This window comes from Brevibacillus sp. HB1.3 (genome assembly GCF_013186635.1).
Lineage (GTDB): Bacteria > Bacillota > Bacilli > Brevibacillales > Brevibacillaceae > Brevibacillus > Brevibacillus brevis_D.
Genome location: NZ_JABMIT010000016.1, coordinates 1 through 18574 on the forward strand (window position 1 = coordinate 1; position 18574 = coordinate 18574).

18 protein-coding genes and 7 tRNA genes are annotated in these 18574 nt (G+C 48.8%); 2 read left to right on the forward strand and 23 right to left on the reverse strand.

From position 1 onward, the window contains the following. Nucleotides 1-15: 15 nt before the first annotated feature. The 7 genes from HPY31_RS26235 to HPY31_RS26265 form a co-directional block, all read right to left on the reverse strand. Nucleotides 16-101, reverse strand: a tRNA-Leu gene (locus HPY31_RS26235). A 30-nt stretch (nt 102-131) separates the two neighbouring features. Continuing rightward, nucleotides 132-207 (reverse strand) — tRNA-Lys (locus HPY31_RS26240). A gap of 40 nt (nt 208-247) precedes the next feature. Beyond that, nucleotides 248-324 (reverse strand) — tRNA-Asp (locus HPY31_RS26245). Nucleotides 325-329: 5 nt separating this feature from the next. Continuing rightward, nucleotides 330-406: transfer RNA gene (locus HPY31_RS26250), tRNA-Met, on the reverse strand. A 78-nt stretch (nt 407-484) separates the two neighbouring features. Next, nucleotides 485-560: transfer RNA gene (locus HPY31_RS26255), tRNA-Val, on the reverse strand. Between the two features lie 33 nt (nt 561-593). After that, nucleotides 594-667, reverse strand: a tRNA-Glu gene (locus tag HPY31_RS26260). Nucleotides 668-683: 16 nt separating this feature from the next. Further along, nucleotides 684-776, reverse strand: a tRNA-Ser gene (locus HPY31_RS26265). Nucleotides 777-1533: 757 nt separating this feature from the next. On the opposite strand from HPY31_RS26265, the gene HPY31_RS26270 reads away from it, so the two are divergent. Beyond that, entirely contained in the window at nt 1534-1965 is a 432-nt protein-coding gene (locus HPY31_RS26270) for a GNAT family N-acetyltransferase (protein WP_172143042.1), read from the forward strand. Here the strand turns inward: HPY31_RS26270 and HPY31_RS26275 are convergent. The 7 genes from HPY31_RS26275 to HPY31_RS26305 all read right to left on the reverse strand — a co-directional run bounded on the left by HPY31_RS26275 (nt 1960) and on the right by HPY31_RS26305 (nt 8525). Next, a complete protein-coding gene (locus HPY31_RS26275; protein ID WP_172143043.1) occupies nt 1960-2727 on the reverse strand; it encodes a type III pantothenate kinase in 768 nt (255 codons plus the stop codon). The two genes, HPY31_RS26270 and HPY31_RS26275, sit on opposite strands and share 6 nt — an antisense overlap. Nucleotides 2728-2739: 12 nt before the next feature. Continuing rightward, complete coding sequence (nadC, locus tag HPY31_RS26280) at nt 2740-3588, reverse strand: carboxylating nicotinate-nucleotide diphosphorylase (RefSeq protein WP_172143044.1); 849 nt, start codon at nt 3586-3588, stop codon at nt 2740-2742. Further along, nucleotides 3575-5197, reverse strand: coding sequence for an L-aspartate oxidase (nadB, locus tag HPY31_RS26285; RefSeq protein ID WP_172143045.1), 1623 nt, complete (start codon nt 5195-5197; stop codon nt 3575-3577). Before nadB ends, nadC begins: the two co-directional genes overlap by 14 nt. Before the next feature lie 115 nt (nt 5198-5312). Then, nucleotides 5313-5738 (reverse strand): Fur family transcriptional regulator, encoded by a 426-nt coding sequence (locus HPY31_RS26290; protein ID WP_016740938.1) that lies wholly within the window; start codon nt 5736-5738, stop codon nt 5313-5315. A gap of 39 nt (nt 5739-5777) precedes the next feature. Further along, nucleotides 5778-6617, reverse strand: coding sequence for a metal ABC transporter permease (locus tag HPY31_RS26295; protein WP_016740937.1), 840 nt, complete (start codon nt 6615-6617; stop codon nt 5778-5780). 35 nt (nt 6618-6652) lie between these two features. Further along, nucleotides 6653-7423, reverse strand: a complete 771-nt coding sequence (locus HPY31_RS26300; RefSeq protein ID WP_012683899.1) for a metal ABC transporter ATP-binding protein — start codon at nt 7421-7423, stop codon at nt 6653-6655. Between the two features lie 136 nt (nt 7424-7559). Next, nucleotides 7560-8525 carry a metal ABC transporter substrate-binding protein gene (locus HPY31_RS26305; RefSeq protein WP_172143046.1) on the reverse strand — a complete coding sequence of 322 codons (966 nt, stop codon included), beginning with the start codon at nt 8523-8525 and terminating at the stop codon, nt 7560-7562. Nucleotides 8526-8717: 192 nt separating this feature from the next. Here HPY31_RS26305 and HPY31_RS26310 point away from each other — a divergent pair, with 192 nt between their 5' ends. After that, nucleotides 8718-9209, forward strand: coding sequence for a PCYCGC domain-containing protein (locus HPY31_RS26310; protein WP_016740934.1), 492 nt, complete (start codon nt 8718-8720; stop codon nt 9207-9209). Nucleotides 9210-9377: 168 nt separating this feature from the next. Here the strand turns inward: HPY31_RS26310 and nadA are convergent, their stop codons facing one another. From nadA to HPY31_RS26355, 9 genes are all read right to left on the reverse strand, one after another. After that, nucleotides 9378-10322: a quinolinate synthase NadA gene (gene nadA / locus HPY31_RS26315; protein WP_012683896.1), complete on the reverse strand. Its 945-nt coding sequence runs from the start codon at nt 10320-10322 to the stop codon at nt 9378-9380. 136 nt (nt 10323-10458) lie between these two features. Next, nucleotides 10459-11328 (reverse strand): HAD family hydrolase, encoded by an 870-nt coding sequence (locus HPY31_RS26320; RefSeq protein WP_172143047.1) that lies wholly within the window; start codon nt 11326-11328, stop codon nt 10459-10461. A gap of 351 nt (nt 11329-11679) precedes the next feature. After that, a complete protein-coding gene (gene ftsH, locus HPY31_RS26325; protein WP_172143048.1) occupies nt 11680-13638 on the reverse strand; it encodes an ATP-dependent zinc metalloprotease FtsH in 1959 nt (652 codons plus the stop codon). 69 nt (nt 13639-13707) lie between these two features. After that, the gene (hpt, locus tag HPY31_RS26330; RefSeq protein ID WP_012683892.1) at nt 13708-14247 is read right to left on the reverse strand and encodes a hypoxanthine phosphoribosyltransferase; all 540 of its coding nucleotides are present in this window, start codon (nt 14245-14247) and stop codon (nt 13708-13710) included. Then, nucleotides 14244-15671, reverse strand: a complete 1428-nt coding sequence (gene tilS, locus HPY31_RS26335; protein ID WP_016740931.1) for a tRNA lysidine(34) synthetase TilS — start codon at nt 15669-15671, stop codon at nt 14244-14246. The genes hpt and tilS overlap by 4 nt, the downstream gene beginning before the upstream one ends. After that, a complete protein-coding gene (locus HPY31_RS26340; RefSeq protein WP_012683890.1) occupies nt 15643-16095 on the reverse strand; it encodes a threonine/serine exporter family protein in 453 nt (150 codons plus the stop codon). The genes tilS and HPY31_RS26340 overlap by 29 nt, the downstream gene beginning before the upstream one ends. 5 nt (nt 16096-16100) lie before the next feature. Beyond that, the gene (locus tag HPY31_RS26345) at nt 16101-16850 is read right to left on the reverse strand and encodes a threonine/serine exporter family protein (RefSeq protein WP_172143049.1); all 750 of its coding nucleotides are present in this window, start codon (nt 16848-16850) and stop codon (nt 16101-16103) included. Between the two features lie 15 nt (nt 16851-16865). Beyond that, on the reverse strand, nt 16866-17834 hold the full coding sequence (locus HPY31_RS26350; protein ID WP_172143050.1) for a serine/threonine protein kinase: 969 nt from the start codon (nt 17832-17834) through the stop codon (nt 16866-16868). After that, nucleotides 17791-18552: a vWA domain-containing protein gene (locus tag HPY31_RS26355; protein ID WP_012683887.1), complete on the reverse strand. Its 762-nt coding sequence runs from the start codon at nt 18550-18552 to the stop codon at nt 17791-17793. The genes HPY31_RS26350 and HPY31_RS26355 overlap by 44 nt, the downstream gene beginning before the upstream one ends. Nucleotides 18553-18574: the final 22 nt, after the last annotated feature.

The following is an 18574-nucleotide window of genomic DNA, read 5'->3' on the forward strand; positions in this document are numbered from 1 at the left end:
TATGAGAGAATTTCTTGGTGCGGTCGAGAGGACTTGAACCTCCACGGTGTTGCCACCACTGGCACCTGAAGCCAGCGCGTCTGCCATTCCGCCACGACCGCATATGAAGTTCTATCTCTTGTTTTAAAAACTGGTGAGCCATGAAGGACTCGAACCTTCGACCCTCTGATTAAAAGTCAGATGCTCTACCAACTGAGCTAATGGCTCTCACTATATTTATCGCTATTTCAAACCATCAAGGTTGAAATGGCGGAGCTGACGGGACTCGAACCCGCGACCTCCGGTGTGACAGACCGGCGTGAACTCCAACTTCACCACAGCTCCATATTTGGTTGCGGGAGCAGGATTTGAACCTGCGACCTTCGGGTTATGAGCCCGACGAGCTACCGAGCTGCTCCATCCCGCGATAGTCAGGACGACTGAGTGTCAGTGTTGCCACAGGACGTGGCGCTTTTAGCTGACCTTCCTTGTCCATTAATATAAGTGGTGGAGGCTGACGGGATCGAACCGCCGACCCTCTGCTTGTAAGGCAGATGCTCTCCCAGCTGAGCTAAGCCTCCAGGACCCCTGCGATTGCAGGGCGTTTTGCTAGGTGACCCGTAGGGGATTCGAACCCCTGAATGACAGCGTGAAAGGCTGCTGTGTTAAACCGCTTCACCAACGGGCCATTTCTAAGAAAGTGATGGCGGATGGAGTGGGATTTGAACCCACGAGACGGTTCGACACCGCCTACACGATTTCCAATCGTGCTCCTTCGGCCGCTCGGACATCCATCCGTATATTTGAAGTGGATCAAAGCGATCCGCTTGTTTGCCTTTCAGAATTCATATGTTAGCATGCTTTCATCCGAAACGCAAGAACTTTTTTAAAGAAACTTAAAAAGTTCAATGTGACATAACTTTTCTGCTAGGCACAATAGCCATTGTAGCGCGTGGAGGATGTACTGTCAACGAAAAGTAATGAAAATCTCAACTTTTTTCTTTGTCTTCACCCACAGATTCGAATTACGTACATATCATTACCTGTCAGCAGTAATGTTACTCGCCGAATACCACTCTATTTGTCGAGTCGGCTCGTATCTACACTAATAACAGAACTCACCATAGAGAAAGCCGAAATGGTATAATTTAACTCAAGACAAGACTGGCGGTGGAAGACCACGGCACAGCTTCCTGTAAAGGAGGTGATGCTGATGGTCTCGCTCGGCACGCTTTACCTTTTCCTAAAAGTACTGGCAACCTTGCTAAGCCTCTGGTTTAGCAGCAGGAAGCTCTACCGCTGGATAAGAAAGTGGCGTAACAAGCGAAAACCCACCGCCTAAGGTTGACCGCCTGACGGTGGGTTCGCTGTTTTTGTAATCATGCGCGCCGTGGGTGTGCCACAGCTACTTGTCTTAGGAGCCTTGCCGCTGCAACGGTATTGGCTCCTTTATTTATATGTCGGTTCATCAATATCTCTACCAGTAGTTTAACACCCTTTTATCACTCCATACAACACAGGCAACTATTTACAAGTAGAAAGGATTTGAAATGAATGACCTCGATCCGTCTAGCTACTCCTCAAGACATTCCTGCTGTCTGTACGATTGATGCAATCGTTCTCGGTTCAACCAGTCGTTCATCTGAGCTTCAAGAAGCCATCGAAGAAGGGCATTGCTACTTGGCGTTAATCGATATGAATATTGTCGGTTTTGCCATCATCAATCAATCGTTTTTTAAGAACAGCTTTATTCATCTACTCATTGTTCACCCTCACTATCAAAACCGAGGCGTTGGCGAGGAGATGATGCGCTATCTGGAAACGATCTCCCCTACGGAGAAATTGTTCACTTCCACTAACCTTTCCAACGAAAGAATGCAACGCCTCTGCCTAAAGCTCGGATACGTTCATTGCGGAACCCTGACTCACCTAGATCCAGATGATCCTGAGATGTTTTTCTGCAAGTACGTGCGCCAGCCACTATGATTGATTCCGCTCATAGATCAGACGTAGTCCTTTTAGCGTAAGATTCTGATCCACGACATGGATACAAGAGGTCTCATTCGCAAAAAGAGAGGCCAGCCCTCCCGTAGCAACTACGGTAGGTTGCGTACCGTATTCATCCATAATTCTGCGTACAATGCCTTCGACCTGTCCAACGAACCCATAGAAAATGCCAGCCTGCATCGCCGCAATCGTATTGCGCCCGACTACACTTGCAGGCTTGGTAATTTCGATTCGCGGCAGCTTGGCAGCACGGGTAAAGAGTGCTTCAGTCGATATCCCAATACCAGGAGCAATCGCCCCGCCCCAATACTGCCCCCGCTCATCCACATAGCAAAAGGTCGTCGCCGTACCAAAATCAACAACAATCAATGGTGCGCCATAATGATGAATCGCCGCAACAGCGTTCACGATTCGATCGGAACCTACCTCTCGCGGATACTCATACTTGATGTTCAGTCCCGTCTTGATACCCGGTCCGATAATCAGCGCTTTTTGTTGCATGTACTTCCCGCACATACGTTCAATCGTGAGGTTTAAAGGTGGCACGACAGACGAGATAATGACACCTCTCACCTGTTCAAAGCCAAGCCCCACGCTTCCAAACAAGCTTTTGACGAGCATGCCGTACTCGTCTTCCGTTTTGTTACGATCCGTGGACACTCTCCAATGGTGTTGGAGCTCGTCGCCTTCATACAAACCCAACACAATATTGGAGTTGCCTATATCGATCACCAATAACATCGTGGTCGCTCCTTACCGCTTGCGTGTATTCAAATCGAGACTGATATCAAACGCTTTGACAGAATGAGTCAGCGCCCCTACCGAAATGATATCTACGCCTGTTTTTGCAATGTCACCAATCGTCTCTAGACTCACACCGCCAGATGCCTCGACAACGGCCCGTCCATTGATAAACTGCACGGCTTCCACCATTTGATCGAGGGACATATTGTCGAGCATGATCGTATCGGCACCTGCTGCCAATGCTTCCTGAACCTGTTCGAATGATTCGGCCTCTACCTCTACTGTCATCGTATGAGGAATAACTGCGCGTGCCGCTGCAACAGCCTGTGCGATACCACCCGCTCCTTTGATATGATTGTCCTTGATCATCACGGCATCATACAAGGCAAAACGGTGATTGTAGCCTCCCCCGACCCGAACTGCGTACTTTTCCAAAGCCCTGAGCCCTGGAGTAGTCTTTCTCGTATCGACAACTCGTGCCTTCGTCCCTGCGACGGCCGTTGCGTATTCACTCGTTTTCGTGGCAATTCCAGACAAACGTTGCATTAAATTAAGGGCAAGTCGTTCTCCGCTCAAAATCGAACGAACTGAGCCGCTGACTTCCGCAATCTGCTGACCAACCTCCACTTGAGCTCCTTCTTCTACTTTTGCCTCAAAAACGAGGGTAGAGTCAACCGTGGCAAATACTTGCTCCGCAATCGGCAAGCCTGCCACGATTCCCGCTTCCTTCGCATATAAAATGCCGACACCCTGTTCCGATTCAGGAATCGTGCTCATGGTCGTCACATCACCAAATCCCACGTCTTCCTGTAGCCATTCCTCTATTTTTCGCTGAAGCTCCCGTTTATTCCACATCATGCTTCTCACACTCCTCTTGGACACCATCTTCTACAGACTGAATCAAATGCTTGCGCCACACCAAGTCGTCTTTATTCGGAAAATCAGTACGATAATGCCCACCTCTGCTTTCTTCCCGCAAAAGTGCCGCTCTCGTTGTCAGGACGGCAGCATTCAACAGATTGAAGAATTCAAACGTTTCCAGACTCTCAGGCTCGTACTGGTAGTATTGCTCCATTCGCGCAAGCTCTGCTAGTGCTTTCGTTAATCCCTTATCGTCACGTTTCACACTAACATGCCGCAGCATGAGCTTTTGCATTTTCAATCGTTGTTCACGTGTATTGAACGTTTGGGGCAGTTTTTGCTTGGAAACAGCCTCGAAGGGATGAATGCTTGGCAAATCAGCCAGCTGCTTGATCCGCTCCGCGATCCGGTGACCGAATACAACCGCTTCCGATAACGAGTTGCTGGCCAGTCGATTCGCTCCATGTACCCCTGTGCAGGAAGCTTCCCCGCATGCAAAAAGCCGCCTCGTCGATGTCTCCCCGTTTAAGTCAGTCTGGACCCCACCCATAATATAATGGCAGGCAGGAGCTACTGGAATCCAATCTGTCACCATATTGAGCCCGTATTGTAAGCAAAAATTATAAATCGTCGGAAAACGCCGCTTAATAAGCTCCTCCGATTCGTGGGTAATGTCGAGATACACGAACGTAGACTTCGTCTGTTCCATCTCTGAAACAATCGCCCTGGCGACAATGTCACGCGGTGCCAGCTCTTTTTGCGGATGGTACTTGTCCATGAAGCGATCACCATTGCTGTTACGCAAAATGGCCCCCTCCCCACGAACCGCTTCCGAAATCAAAAAGCGCGGGGCACCCGGATAGTAAAGCGCAGTCGGATGAAACTGGATAAATTCCACATCTTTTATGCGAGCGCCCGCCCGATACGCGATGCCGATCCCATCTGCTGTAGCGATTTGCGGATTCGTTGTGTAACGGTAAAGCTGACCAGCACCTCCTGTAGCCAGCACCGTTGCTTTGGCTTCCAGGAAAAACAGTTCGCCATCCGGCTTCCACACGAGGACTCCTACGCATTCGCCATCCTGCGTAATGACATCCACTGCAAAATGATATTTCAAAACCTGAATGTTTGGCTGCTCCATCACACGCTTGGACAAAGCGCGGACGATCTCTGCCCCAGTGGCATCTCCGTTCGCATGCAAAATTCGTCGTTTGCTATGCGCGCCTTCCTGTGTCAGCTCGTACTCCCCTTGTTCATCGCGGTCAAATTCCGTTCCATACGCAATCAGTTCATGCAAGCGATCAGGACCTTCATGCACCAGGACTTCCACAGCGTTATACGAGCAAAGACCTGCTCCAGCGATTAACGTATCCTGTCGATGAAGGGCAGGAGAATCAGATTGGGCTGTTACAGCAGCGATTCCTCCTTGAGCCCAGCGTGTGTTACTATCATCGAGTCCCTTCTTGCTGATCAACACCACATCCGCATACTCACTCGTTTGCAACGCCGTATACAACCCAGCAATCCCTGCGCCAATAACAGCTACATCTGCCCTCATCCGAGGTAAGGTGTGCAAATCAAAGTCCACAATATAACGGGGAATCATGGCTGTGTCCCTTCTCTCTTGTAACTGATGATTTTCCACCCATTATAGCAAATACACGCTTGAAGGAGATGCAAAAAAAGAGCACCCGCAAAAGCGAGCACTCCCCTCTATCTGATTAATTCGAATGCGTTACACATTCCTTACACGTGCCATATACCTCGAACTTGTGCCCCGTCACCTGAAACTCTTCCGGTACCGCGGAAATGATATTCATCGGACATCCTGGCAAAGAAGAAGTCTTACCACATTCCGTACAAATCACATGGTGATGATGGTGTCCATCTGTCGAACAGGCTAAACGGAATCTGCCTTCCCCATCAAGCTCCGTTTCCTCCAGAATCCCCAGCTCTACAAAAGTGGAAATGTTGCGATAGACGGTATCGAAGCTGAGTGTTGGATACTGCTCCTTGATTCGTTCCATAATATCTTTGGCAGACAGGTATCGCTTCTCGGCTGCGCAGATTCGAATCATCTCCTCCCGCTTGCCGGTATACTTGAAACCATGTTCTTTCAATATTTGCAGCGCTTCTTCTACTTTCATCGACAAACACTCCTTCCTTTTGTCATAACTGGAAAACTCTTATCGGAAAGCGACCCGCAGCTTTTTTACACCCAATACAACCAGCATAACCAGTACTGCCATCAGTACAATTGTACCACCAGATGCCCAATCAAGGAGATAGGCAAAATACAAACCGCTCAGCACGGAAAATTCCGCGAACAAAATCGACAAGAAAATCGTTTGACGAAAGCTTTTTGCGATTTGCAGACTAGCCGCTACCGGAAGCGTAATCAGCGCCGAGATTAACAGGACACCGACAATCCGCATGGAAGCCGCAATCGTCAGAGCGACGAGCACCATAAACAACAGGTTGATCGAACGCCTTGCCACGCCGGAGACGCGAGCGAATTCCTCGTCAAAAGAGACCGCGAAAAGCTCCTTGTAAATCAACACAACTGTCCCTAACACGACAACTGCCACACCAATCAGCGCATACAGGTCTTCGATGGACACCGTCACGATTTTTCCGAACAAGTACGAATACAAATCTGCATTAAAACCGTCTGCGATACTAATCAATACCGTAAACAGCCCGAGCCCCGCAGATAAAATAATCGGAATCGCCAAATCCTGATACGCTTTGTACACCTTACGCAACCGCTCGATGAACAACGAACCGATCACCGCAAACAACATCCCGAAAAAAAGCGGATTGACGAGGGAGAAAAAGGCGACCTTTTTGGAAATGAGCATCCCGGCAGCTACACCAGACAGCGTGACGTGTGACAAGCCATCTGCCATCATCGACAACCGACGAACAATGAGAAATGTGCCCAAAATAGGGCAAATCAGACCAATTAAAATCCCTGAAAACAGGGTGTACCGCAAAAAGTCATACTGCCACCAATCAGCAAGCATGTGTATATTCCTTCTTTCTTACCTATTTACAAAGCTTAATGATGATGAGACAGCAGTCTGACCGAATCACCGTACATACTTTGCAAGATTTTGTCTTGGTTGTGCTCAAAATCGTGTGCTGTTCCGTGGAAGTGAATTTTCTTCTGCACACAAGCCACTTTGGTCACCCATTGTGACATGACTCCCACATCGTGGCTGACGATCATCATCGTCAATCCGTTCTCTTCCTTCAGCGAACGAAGCAAGCTGTAAAATTGATCGATCGATTCCTGATCGACCCCGACTGTTGGTTCATCGAGGATCAACAGCTCCGGTTCAGCCACGAGAGCTCGCGCTATGAATACGCGCTGCAATTGCCCACCGGACAAGTTGCCGATTCGTTGATCTAGCTTTTCCAGCAAGCCGACACGTTCGACCGCAGCCCGAACATTCTCATGATGCTGTTTCGTCAGTCTGCGAAAAAGACCCACTTTGCCGACCAATCCAGAAGACACGACTTCTCGGACTGTCGCCGGAAACCCACCAGCTCCATGCGCGACCTGTTGAGCGACGTATCCAATTCGATTCCATTCACGAAACTTGGATAACGGTTGCCCGAAGAGCTCCACTGTCCCTTTGTTTGGCGTCAGCAGACCCAAAATCAGTTTCATCAGCGTAGATTTCCCTGATCCGTTCGGCCCGACGATGCCCACAAAGTCTCCGCGTTCCAATGTGAATTCAACCTCATCGAGAACCTGTTTGTCTTCATATTGAAAGGAGACGCCTGTGAGCTTAATGACAGGCACCTCTTGTTTATGTGGTTCCATGAAATATCCATCCCTTAAATCGGATTTGTTCTTATTTGCTTCCCTTCATCGTACTACGATTTTGCCCGAACCACAAGCATCCTACTAATGAATGAAAAAATGCCGCCTGGCAAGCGACATCTTTTCGAGGGTAAGCCTATTGGAGTGCAATCTTTAATGTATTCATATTGTCGCGCATGATAGACAAGTAATCACGACCCGCCTTTACATCGTCTTCCGTCAAACCTTCCAACGGATTAAGCGTAGCCGTCTTCACGCCTGCTTCCTTCGCAATCACTTCCGCTACCTTCGGAGAAACCAATGTCTCGAACAGCACATAAGAAATGTTGTGCTCCTTTACATGCTCCACCAAGCTTTTCAACTCTGTTGTGGATGGCTCATCAGAAGGATTGACCCCAGAGATCGCTACTTGCTCCAGCCCGTATCGTTTTGCCAGATAGCTGAATGCGCTATGAGAAACCATGAATTCTTTCTTCGGCGCTTGCGTAACCATATCTTTAAAATCTTTATCCAGCTGTTCCAGGTCTGTTGCTAATTGTGTGTAGTTCTTTTCGTAATCAGCAGCGTGCGCCTGATCCTTTTGCACGAGTGTATTTTTGACCTTCTCCGCCTGTGCCTTCAGTTGCATCGGATCGAGCCATACATGAGGGTCCAGATCCCCGTGGTCATGACCTGCCTCTTCTGCGTGGCCTTCTCCTTCATGCTCATGCTCAGCTGCATGAATCATCTCGAGACCTTCCGTCGCATTTACGATCGTTGTCTTGTTTTTGTCGAGGTTAGTTACAGCCTTCTCTACCCACAGCTCCAAACCACTGCCGTTATAAGCGAAGATATCTGCTCCAGAAAGAGCGACCATGTCTTTTGCGGTTGGTTCGTAGTCGTGGGGCTCTACGCCAGCGGGAACCAGATTCGTTACCTCCACGTGTTCACCGCCGATTCTCTTCGCTACATATTCCAATGGATAAATCGTCGTGTATACTTTTGGCTTCCCTGACGCTTCATTGCCAGCTTGCGGAGTCCCAGCCGTTTCGTTTGCTGCTCCACATCCAACCAACCCCACTGCCGTAATGAAACTGAGGGCTGCCAACATCGCTCTTTTCATCTATATTTCCTCCTACTCCAATTCAAAATGATTCCGATTTAGGTTCTTGTCGTTTTTCATTATACGGAGAGGAGCCCAAAAAGTAAATAGGATTTATTCCGATTTAAAGGTCATAAGTGTGTATCTTCTCTCCTAGCTCCACAATTTCTCCATCTCATTATGATAAAATAACTGGCAGGAGGTATGTCCAAGATGAAACGTAAATCATGGTTAGCCATTACTTTTATCACCGCAGCTCTGCTTACTGGCTGTGGCTCTACTGATCAAGCTGAACAGAATCATAGCGATCACACGCAGCACGCCCCCAATGGAGATTTGCAGGAATTGACTGCTTCCGCTGATCAGCTACCAAAATTTTTAGACAACCAAGACCCTGTCATTATTGATTCCTACAAAGTTGCTGCCGCAAATCGTGAGCTGCTCAAATCCATTCCATGCTATTGTGGATGTGGTGAAAGTGCCGGACACGGGCATAATGGCAACTGCTTCATCAAAGAAGAAAAGTCTGATGGCTCCATTGTCTGGGATGACCACGGTACTCGCTGCGGTGTATGCATGGAAATCGCCGTTATTTCCGGCAAGCTAAAAGCAGAAGGCAAATCTACAAAAGAAATTCGTACCTACATAGACCAAACCTACGGGCAAGGCTACGGAAAACCAACTCCTACCCCGATGCCTTCCTAAACACAGATAATAAGACTTCCGACGAGGAGGTCTTTCTTTTTCTTTTTTTGTGGAATATTATGGATATGCTACCTTATGGGGCCAAGGCTTCGGTGCCTCTCTCCTAATAGAAAAAGGGAGTAAAGCCCCAGCGCTCTACTCCCTTTTTGCATTTGATCAGACTTCCTGTTAAGCAGGCGCTACCGCAAGCATACGCTCCAAGGAAGCACGTGCCGCATCAGCAACATCCTCTGGCACAAAAATCTCCGGCTTCATATTCTCCAGCGCCTCGACGCACTTCTTCAGGTTGTTCACCTTCATATTCGGGCAAACGAGGTACTTGGAAGCGAAAATGAACGTTTTGTCCGGGCTGTCCTTTTCCAGCATGTAGCGTGTGCCGTCTTCCGTTCCGATAATAAACTCTTTGTGCGAAGACTCACGGCAGTATTTCAAAATTCCGGTCGTGGAACCAACGTAGTCAGCCAGGGATACCACTTCTGGGCGGCACTCCGGATGAACGACAACCACAGCCTCTGGGTGCTGCTGCTTCAACGTCATGATGTCTTCTACAGACAGTTGGTCATGCGTATTGCAGTACCCTTCCCAAATAATCATTTTCTTGTCCGTGAATTGGGATACATAGTGGCCGAGGTTTTTGTCCGGCACCCAAATGATCTCATCGCTGTCGATCGACTCGATCACGCGCTTCGCGTTGGACGACGTACAGCAGATATAGGTTTCGGCTTTAACATCCGCAGAAGTATTGATGTAAGCCACTACCTTTGCATTTGGATGCTGTGCTTTGAGCTTGCGTAGTCCGTCTACGTTCACCATGTCCGCCATCGGACAGCCAGCCCGTTCATCGGGAATAATGACGGTCTTCTGGGGATTGAGAATTTTTGCACTTTCTCCCATAAAATGAACCCCACAGAACAAAATCACATCGGCATCCGTTTCTTTTGCTTTCTGTGCCAATCCAAAGGAATCGCCAATGAAGTCAGCGACCTCCTGAATCTCGGGACGTTGATAAAAGTGAGCAAGAATGATGGCATTACGCTCTTTCTTCAGCTGCAGCAGTCGTTCACGTAACTCAGCGTTGCGCTGGGCTTTTTTTTCTAACGCTAAAGCGTCCATGGAAAAAATCCCCCTACGGTGGTGTCATAATTTACGGTCATTGTAAGCGTATAACCTCCCCTTGTCAACGTGGTACATTTTGCACAAAAAAGCAGAAACCGGCCTGTACAGACGCAGCTTCTGCTTTTTCATTCTCTTACTCGCCTTTTTCTCCGAGGATGCGCTCCCGAATAAAGCGGGCTACGCCTTCCTCATTATGGTGTGGGGCGATATATTTGGCTACCTGCTTGATCTCGTCAGAAGCGTTTTCCATCGCGACGGAATATCCTGCACCTGTTAACGCCTCACGATCATTTTCGGCATCGCCAAATGCCATCACTTTCTCCGGGGAGATTCCCCATTTCTCACAAAAGTATTGAAGCCCTTCCCATTTGGAAACCCCTTGAGGAATTACTTCGACATTCTGCTTGCCGGATGAAGTGATAGTCACTTGCTCGCTCCAAGGCTTTAGCTGCTCTTTCACCCACTCCAGACGATCTGGGTCTTGATGCCAGATGAAGAATTTGACGATTTCTACTTCCCCGGACTCTACTTTTTCAAGTACGTCTGCCAATGGCTCTACGCGTGCGAGCCTGTAGTATGGAAAATTCAAGATCGAGAACCCTTCCACTGATGCGTCCTCACTCATGGTCGCTTCCAAACGTTCACGGTCTTCCTTGATCATCCAGCGATTGCTATTCGTATCATGAAGCTCATAATAAATCGTTTCTTGCCTCAGTGCATGGATCGCACCGATTACCATCTCAGTGGGAAGGAGCCATTGACGGACAAGCGTGCCATCCCCCTCGAAAACAGTGCCGCCATTGCTACAGACATAGCCGTCAAAAGGAAAGGAATCGATCGGAATTTGAGCGGAGCCATACATCCTGCCCGTAGACAAAACGAGTTTGCAGCCTTGCTGTTGCAATTGGCGAAGTGCTTCTTTCGTTCCTTCTGTCAGCTTTGAATCGTGAGTCAGTAAGGTTCCATCCATGTCAAATGCAGCCATGCCTGGTGTAAGCAACATATCCAATCCCTCTCATTCGTTTTGGGTTTGCTACTGAGTCAACATAGTGGAGGAGAAGAAAAAGCACAGTTCTCTTCGACTCTGACACGCCAACTGGGGGATTCACTGGGCGTCTCCACTTAAAAAAGGGGACCGTCGAGCCAAAGCCACCCTACGGGCGGATGTTTCTCAAGGAAGAAGTGTTCGACAAGCATGGTTCCCTTTTTTAAGTTCCGACTGGGCTGGCCTGTCAAGGTCTACCAGCCCTGTGCTTTTTCTTCTCACTAGCTTTATTGGTTCATCGAAACCTTTAAAACTTAGGAGCTAAACACCCATAAGATTTATAGCAAAAAAGGGCACCTGAGGCGCCCCTTATTGTTTCGGTTCTTCGTTTGTATCTTCTTGCTTTGGTTCTTCTTTTACTTCTTCTTTTACTTCTTCCAGCTTCGGTTGAATGTTCACGACCACATCTTTATTTGCATCTGGATCGTTATCCATTTTACCTGTTTCGATCAATTGCTTGATCTGCTCAGCATCGAGGGTCTCAACACGGAGCAGCGTGTTCGCAATCAGATCGAGCTGATCACGGTGCTTGGTCAGCAATTCTGTACACTTTGCGTAGCACTCGTTGATAATGTTTTGCATTTCTACATCAATCTCGTAGGCAATCTTATCGGAGTAGTTACGCTCATTGCCATAGTCGCGGCCCAGGAATACCTGACCTTGACTCTTACCGAATTGCATCGGTCCGAGCTTGCTCATTCCGTATTCGGTAATCATGCTGCGAGCGATAGCAGTCGCGCGTTGGAAGTCATTATGCGCTCCGGTACTAATATCCCCGAGCACCAATTCTTCCGCAACACGTCCACCCAAAAGGCCAACGATTTTGTCGAGCAGGTCTGTTTTGGTAGCAAAGAAACGGTCTTCCTTCGGCAGCATCACGGTGTATCCGCCAGCCTGGCCGCGCGGAATGATTGTTACCTTATGTACCATTTCTGCATTTCTCAAGTGGTAGCCGATGATCGTATGACCAGCTTCGTGGAAGGCAACCAGACGGCGCTCGTCTTCGCTCACTACGCGAGACTTCTTCGCTGGACCTGCAATCACACGGTCAATCGCTTCGTCTACTTCCGTCATCGTGATTTGCTTTTTGTTTCTGCGGGCAGTCAAGAGAGCCGCTTCATTCAGCAAGTTCTCCAAGTCTGCACCTGTGAAGCCCGATGTACCACGAGCAATCACTTCCAGCTTCACGTCTTCGCCAATCGGCTTGTTACGGGCATGAACCTTCAGTACCGCTTCACGGCCTTTGATATCAGGACGATCAACTGTAATTTGACGGTCAAAACGTCCCGGACGCAAGAGAGCTGGGTCGAGAATGTCAGGTCGGTTGGTCGCAGCGATCATGATGATCCCTTCGTTTCCACCAAAACCGTCCATCTCTACGAGCAACTGGTTGAGAGTTTGCTCGCGTTCGTCGTGGCCGCCGCCGAGTCCAGCTCCGCGTTGACGACCCACGGCGTCAATCTCGTCAATAAAGATAATGCAAGGAGCATTTTTCTTAGCATTTTCAAACAGGTCACGTACGCGGGATGCACCCACCCCAACGAACATTTCCACGAAGTCAGAACCGGAGATGCTGAAGAATGGCACACCAGCTTCGCCTGCAACAGCACGCGCGAGCAAGGTTTTACCTGTACCCGGAGGACCTACGAGCAGTACCCCTTTTGGAATACGAGCGCCAACTGCATTGAACTTGCGGTTGTCTTTCAGGAAATCGACGACTTCCTCCAGCTCAGCCTTTTCTTCGTCCGCTCCTGCTACGTCGTCAAAAGTAACGCGTTTCTTTTCTTCGTTGTAAAGCTTCGCGCGGCTTTTACCGAAGTTCATTACTCGGCTTCCGCCACCTTGGGCATTATTCAGAAGAAAGAAAAACAGGATGAAGATGATGACAAAAGGAATGATAGAGGTCAAGAACGTGAGCCAAATGCTGTTACCCTCGGCAGGATTAACAACTACATTCTTCATCTTTTGTGCATCAATTTTCTCTTCGACTAGCTTAATAATATCTGAGTCATACAAAAAAACATTGGTGAAGAATTTGTTGCTTTCCTGTCCCGGAATAGCTTTAGCCAACGTACCCTCTACTCTGTAAGTACCATTTTCAGGTCGAATAGACAAATCGGTGACGTTGTCAGCTTTTAGCTGTACCCGGAATTCCTGATATGTAAGTTTCCCAACCTTATCAGTACCGGAGAGGATGAAATTCACGATCCCGACCGTGACAAGAAAAATCAGTAGGTAGAACCCGGTATTACGAAAAAAGCGATTCATTCCTTACCTCCTCTCACGAACAGACACTTTTCACATTTTATCATAGAAAGTACGGTCTCCACAACAAACCTACTTCGTGTAGACCTCAGGCTTCAATACACCGATATACGGCAGATTACGGTAGTGCTCGGCATAGTCCAAGCCATATCCCACAACGAATTCGTCTGGAACATCGTAACCCTTGTAATCCGGTGAAATATCCACCTTGCGACGCTCTGGTTTGTTCAAGAGAGTCACCACTTTTACAGAAGCAGCTTCCCGATGGCGCAACAGCTCTACCAAGCGGCTCAGCGTCAGTCCACTGTCCATGATGTCTTCTACAACCAGTACGTGTCTGTTTTCTACAGATGTATCGAGATCCTTCAAGATTTTCACCATGCCAGAGGACTCTGTTCCACTTCCGTAGCTGGAAACTGCCATAAAGTCCATTTCGCACGGAATGCTCATATGACGGATCAGATCAGCCATAAAAATGACTGCGCCTTTCAGCACGCAGATGACCAATGGATTTTTATCCTTGTATTCTGCAGCCAGCGTCTCACCCAGTTCTCGAACTTTACCCGCAATATCCTCTTCTGATAGCAAAATCTTCTCGATGTCTTGATTCATGAAAAAACCTCCCGCCAATCTTCTCCAAACTCTACCCGCACGTGTAGAAAACGCCTGGTCTGTCCATTGATAGGCGCTACGGCGGAACGGCGCACACCTGGTACCAAAATCACCTCATCTCCCGCCGTCAAAAGCGGAAGCTTGTCACGCCACGCTCGTGGAAATTTGGCATCAATCAATAAATCCTTTAGCTTCTTTCCATTTGCTGAGCCAAACAGGGTGATGCGGTCTCCAGGTTTTCGGTTACGCAAATACAGCGATCCTGGCAACTGATCGGCATCAAAGACCGCTTCATTCGCCGAGAGTCGCTCCCAATCCATGGGACCTTCCAGGTAAGTAATATGTACCGTGGCCTTGCTCTCGTCGATCCAGGTTACACCGGGAACGGCGAGTTCGTAACTATACGTATGTATGCGATCCTGTCGCTTTCTACGACGAAAAGTGATTCGCTCGTACACCCGGTCGACTACCAGGTCATTGGGCAAATGCAATTCCGCAGAAGGGCGACTTCCCCCTAGCATGTGCAAAACGGTCTCCACATGTTGCGAAGACCATTCGGTATGTTTTGAGAGATAACTTAATATTAGAGTAATCATTCTCCTTTGTAAAGCAACGTCACAAGTTTGAAACTTGTCATTGTCCATCAAAAATGCTTCAGGTTTTTTCTCAATCATTACCTTTTTCAACTGCTCATTCGCCAGCCTCATTAAAAGCGCTTCGTCCTGCCGAATTGCCTCTGCAGTTGCCAAGATATGCTCCCGATACTTGTCATTCACTTTTTCTAATAAGGGCATGACATCCAGACGTAGCAGATTGCGCGTATACTTGCGCGATTGGTTGCTACTATCCTCACGAGGGACGAGTTGATGTTCCCGACAGTAGCCTTCCAGTTCTTGACGCGTTTTATGCAAGAGCGGACGCACGAGCTCAATCGGGCAATCCGCAAGCATTCTTCGCTTCGGCATCCCTGTTAGTCCATGCAATCTGCTGCCTCGCACAAATCGAAAGAGAATCGTTTCCACCTGATCGTCAGCATGATGGGCCAATGCCAGCTTGGTCGCTCCTTGCGCCAGACCTACCTCTCGATAAAGCCGATAGCGAATGTCGCGACTCGCTTCTTGCCCGCCCAGTCCCGTCTTTTCCATATAAGCGGGGACGTCATATTCAAATAGGTGGAAAACCACGCCGAGTTCACGACACAGCTCTTCTGCATAGAGTGCGTCCTGCCTTGCCTCTTCTCCACGAAAGCCGTGGTTCAGATGGACAGCATGCAGCTTCCATTGATACTGGTATTGTTTATTGAGAGAAGCCAATATATGCAACAGTGCGGTAGAATCGTTGCCGCCGGATATTCCGACCACAACGCTTTCACCTGGAAGCAAAAGCCCCTCGGACTCAATCTCGTTGCGCACGCTTGCCAGCATAGCGGGCTCCTTTCCAGATCGTCAGAACCGAAATTCCAAATATAAGTCCAGAAGCAATCGCGCCGGCCACCATCAATGTTTTGGTCGCCTGAGTAATCCCTCCGACATAATCGTTGTTTACAAAAGCAAGCATGGCTTTGTAAGCCAACGATCCCGGGACCAGTGGAATAATGCCAGCGACGCTAAAATTCGTAGAAGGAACTCGCAGTATAATAGATAAGAGCTGACTGAGCAAAGAGACAACTGCAGCTGAAACAAACGTCGACAGCAAGACCTCTGCACCGTAGATCGGAAGAATGGAGTAGACGAGAAACCCGACCACTCCGGCTAAACCAGCCGCTACGATTGTTCGAACCGGCACATTGAATAGCACACACCACGCTACTGAGGAGGCGAAGCTAAGCGCCAATCCTTTTAACAACATCGTACTCACCTCGTAAACGAAAGAATAATGGCTGTGGCTACCGCTACGGAGACAGCTGTCAGCATCGCTTCTACCCCGCGTGAAACACCTGCAACCAAATCACCAGCCATCAAATCCCGAAGCGAGTTAGTGATGGCGATCCCCGGAAACAACGGAAGCATCGCACCAATAATAATGATGCTTAAATGCAACTGCGGAAAGACCGTCACGGTCAACAACGCGAAAAGTCCTCCTAGTAAAGCGGCAGAGAACTCCGTAAAAAACTTCATCCGGACAAACTGTTCTAAATATTCCTGGCTCAGGTTCACAATCAACCCGGCCATCGCAGAAGGAACCAGACTGCCCCAATCTCCCCCTGCAAGCATAGAAAAGGAGCCGCTGGCCGTAGCAGCTGCTAGATGCTGCAACCATTTCGGATAGATCTGCTTTTTCTGATCGATCTCACGCAGCGTCCGATAGGCTTGCTCCAAATTAATTTTCCCACCGACAAACTGTCGGGAAACATCATTCACGAGCGTTATTTTATTGAGGTTGGTCGTACGTTTTGGGGTACGAACCATTCTTGTATGATCGAATCCACTGCAACGAAAGGACAGGATGATACTGGTGGGGGTAGCCGAGCTGTTGACGTCATCCATTCCCGCAGCCTTCGCAATCAATGCCATTGTCTCTTCCGTCCGGTAAGTCTCTCCACCGTTTTTCAAAATAATCGAGCCTGCCAACAAGCAAGTATCCATCACCAAATCTGAGGACACGAACCGTCACATCCTTCACATAAACCATGCGTAATACAAAGTACCAGCCAACAGGAGTAACGAGGCGACAAAAAGACCGCTAATGCCCGCGCCTACATTCCCTTTCGCCCGCGCTTTCTTTTGCGACTTTTGCGGTTTGGCGCCCATGCTATCTCGCAAGACTGCCAACAGCTCTGCTCGCATTTCTTTCGCGGTCGCAAACTTACCGTGAAAAGCCTTCAATAGAGGCTCCCGGTAAGGGTACAGGCTGTCACTTTTTCGTATTATATCACAGAGTAATATCGTGTGACGTGGGTCACCATGGCTGTTTTTCCACGTTTCCGGTCCAACCGTCAGACGCACCATCATCACGGCTGTCGAGAACAGGTCATAACTTACTTCAGCCCGCCTATCACCTGCGTGCCAAAAAGCTCGATCATACTCTTCTGTAAACTGCCGAACCGCATTGCCCAGCTTGGTCACTCCACCGAAATCAATCAAGCGTACCTGCTTGTCCGTTTGGGTAACCATCACATTCTGCGGCTTCAAATCGCCAAAAATATAGCCATTCTGATGCAAAACATCCAGCCGCGCCAGCAATTGAACCATCATCACGGCCACCCAGTCCGTACCCTCTTGCTTAATATATTCATCCAGTTGCAAGCCCTGAAGATATTCCATGGCATAAAACGTACAGGCCTTCCCGTTTACAACGAGATCGTCCACGTCGCACAGGAGCGGTCCCACTCTGGAATCCCGCCCCTGCTGTGTGCTTTTCAACACATTCACTTCCATTAAAATATCCATGCCTTCCACACCGACCTTAACCGCGCGCTGTACGCCACCTTGGGATACCAAGTACACGGTCCCGTTTGCACCACGCCCCAACTCCCGTAAGACGTGGTACGATTTTTTGTTCCATTTGCCTGTAAAGTGCTTGGGCAGATCGGGGGTGGCTGCCTTAAAAGACATGGTCACGCAGCATTCCGTTCGAGTCGTCCTCATCGTCTTGATCGATGTAACGATCTTGCAGCGAGCGTGGGAGCTTGTCCTGCTCAAACAGGGCAATTGCCTCTACGATGGCGGGACCTGTAGGAGTAATTCCACTCATCGCCAAATCACTCGTAATTTGATGGGCCTGCTCGACCTTTTCTGTCCACGGAATGCGGATATCCAGATGCTTTTGTTTCCCCGGAAATGAACCAACCGCCATTCTACTATGTCCACTCCGTGAATGCAGACTGATACTAAAATCGTGAATCGCTTGCTGAACAGCCGACAGCTTTGGCTTCATACTTCCTGAGGTATCGACCAGCATCACGACGTTCAAGCTGCTTTTTTCACCCAACTCGTCAACCATTCCAGCAACCTGCACTCTTTTATCAGGTGCCAGCTCCTCTATTCCGGAATCGCCCAAAATCTCTTTTAATTCTTTATTGACCACTTGATGAATGGTGCGCGTCATTGCTTTTCGCGTCAGCATTTGTACCGTTTGCGCGAGCTGTTGGGGGTACACGATGTCGCAGAGTCCACCTCCTGCTTCCGCAATATCCCTGATCTCCTTCTCCCCTTTCTCACCCAGCTCACTCTTGTCGATTACGCCAATCACATTCACCGTAATTCCTTGCTCTCTTGCCAGTGCCGCCGCAGCAACAGGACTCATCCCCGAGTTGGAGCAGCCGTCTGTCACTACCAGTATTTGACGAAGTGTCGCTTCTTTCACAATAATCTCCCCATTCGATCTG

What these genes read in the sequence shown, in the direction of transcription:
- HPY31_RS26310 (WP_016740934.1), top strand. Translation starts at nt 8,718, where the DNA reads ATGAAACGTAAATCATGGTTAGCCATTACTTTTATCACCGCAGCTCTG.
- HPY31_RS26340 (WP_012683890.1), bottom strand. Translation starts at nt 16,095, where the DNA reads ATGTTGTTAAAAGGATTGGCGCTTAGCTTCGCCTCCTCAGTAGCGTGG.
- ftsH (WP_172143048.1), bottom strand. Translation starts at nt 13,638, where the DNA reads ATGAATCGCTTTTTTCGTAATACCGGGTTCTACCTACTGATTTTTCTT.
- nadB (WP_172143045.1), bottom strand. Translation starts at nt 5,197, where the DNA reads ATGATTCCCCGTTATATTGTGGACTTTGATTTGCACACCTTACCTCGG.
- HPY31_RS26320 (WP_172143047.1), bottom strand. Translation starts at nt 11,328, where the DNA reads ATGTTGCTTACACCAGGCATGGCTGCATTTGACATGGATGGAACCTTA.
- HPY31_RS26300 (WP_012683899.1), bottom strand. Translation starts at nt 7,423, where the DNA reads ATGGAACCACATAAACAAGAGGTGCCTGTCATTAAGCTCACAGGCGTC.
- HPY31_RS26305 (WP_172143046.1), bottom strand. Translation starts at nt 8,525, where the DNA reads ATGAAAAGAGCGATGTTGGCAGCCCTCAGTTTCATTACGGCAGTGGGG.
- HPY31_RS26350 (WP_172143050.1), bottom strand. Translation starts at nt 17,834, where the DNA reads ATGAGGACGACTCGAACGGAATGCTGCGTGACCATGTCTTTTAAGGCA.
- HPY31_RS26275 (WP_172143043.1), bottom strand. Translation starts at nt 2,727, where the DNA reads ATGTTATTGGTGATCGATATAGGCAACTCCAATATTGTGTTGGGTTTG.
- HPY31_RS26270 (WP_172143042.1), top strand. Translation starts at nt 1,534, where the DNA reads ATGACCTCGATCCGTCTAGCTACTCCTCAAGACATTCCTGCTGTCTGT.
- HPY31_RS26295 (WP_016740937.1), bottom strand. Translation starts at nt 6,617, where the DNA reads ATGCTTGCTGATTGGTGGCAGTATGACTTTTTGCGGTACACCCTGTTT.
- hpt (WP_012683892.1), bottom strand. Translation starts at nt 14,247, where the DNA reads ATGAATCAAGACATCGAGAAGATTTTGCTATCAGAAGAGGATATTGCG.
- tilS (WP_016740931.1), bottom strand. Translation starts at nt 15,671, where the DNA reads ATGCTGGCAAGCGTGCGCAACGAGATTGAGTCCGAGGGGCTTTTGCTT.
- HPY31_RS26290 (WP_016740938.1), bottom strand. Translation starts at nt 5,738, where the DNA reads ATGAAAGTAGAAGAAGCGCTGCAAATATTGAAAGAACATGGTTTCAAG.
- nadC (WP_172143044.1), bottom strand. Translation starts at nt 3,588, where the DNA reads ATGATGTGGAATAAACGGGAGCTTCAGCGAAAAATAGAGGAATGGCTA.
- nadA (WP_012683896.1), bottom strand. Translation starts at nt 10,322, where the DNA reads ATGGACGCTTTAGCGTTAGAAAAAAAAGCCCAGCGCAACGCTGAGTTA.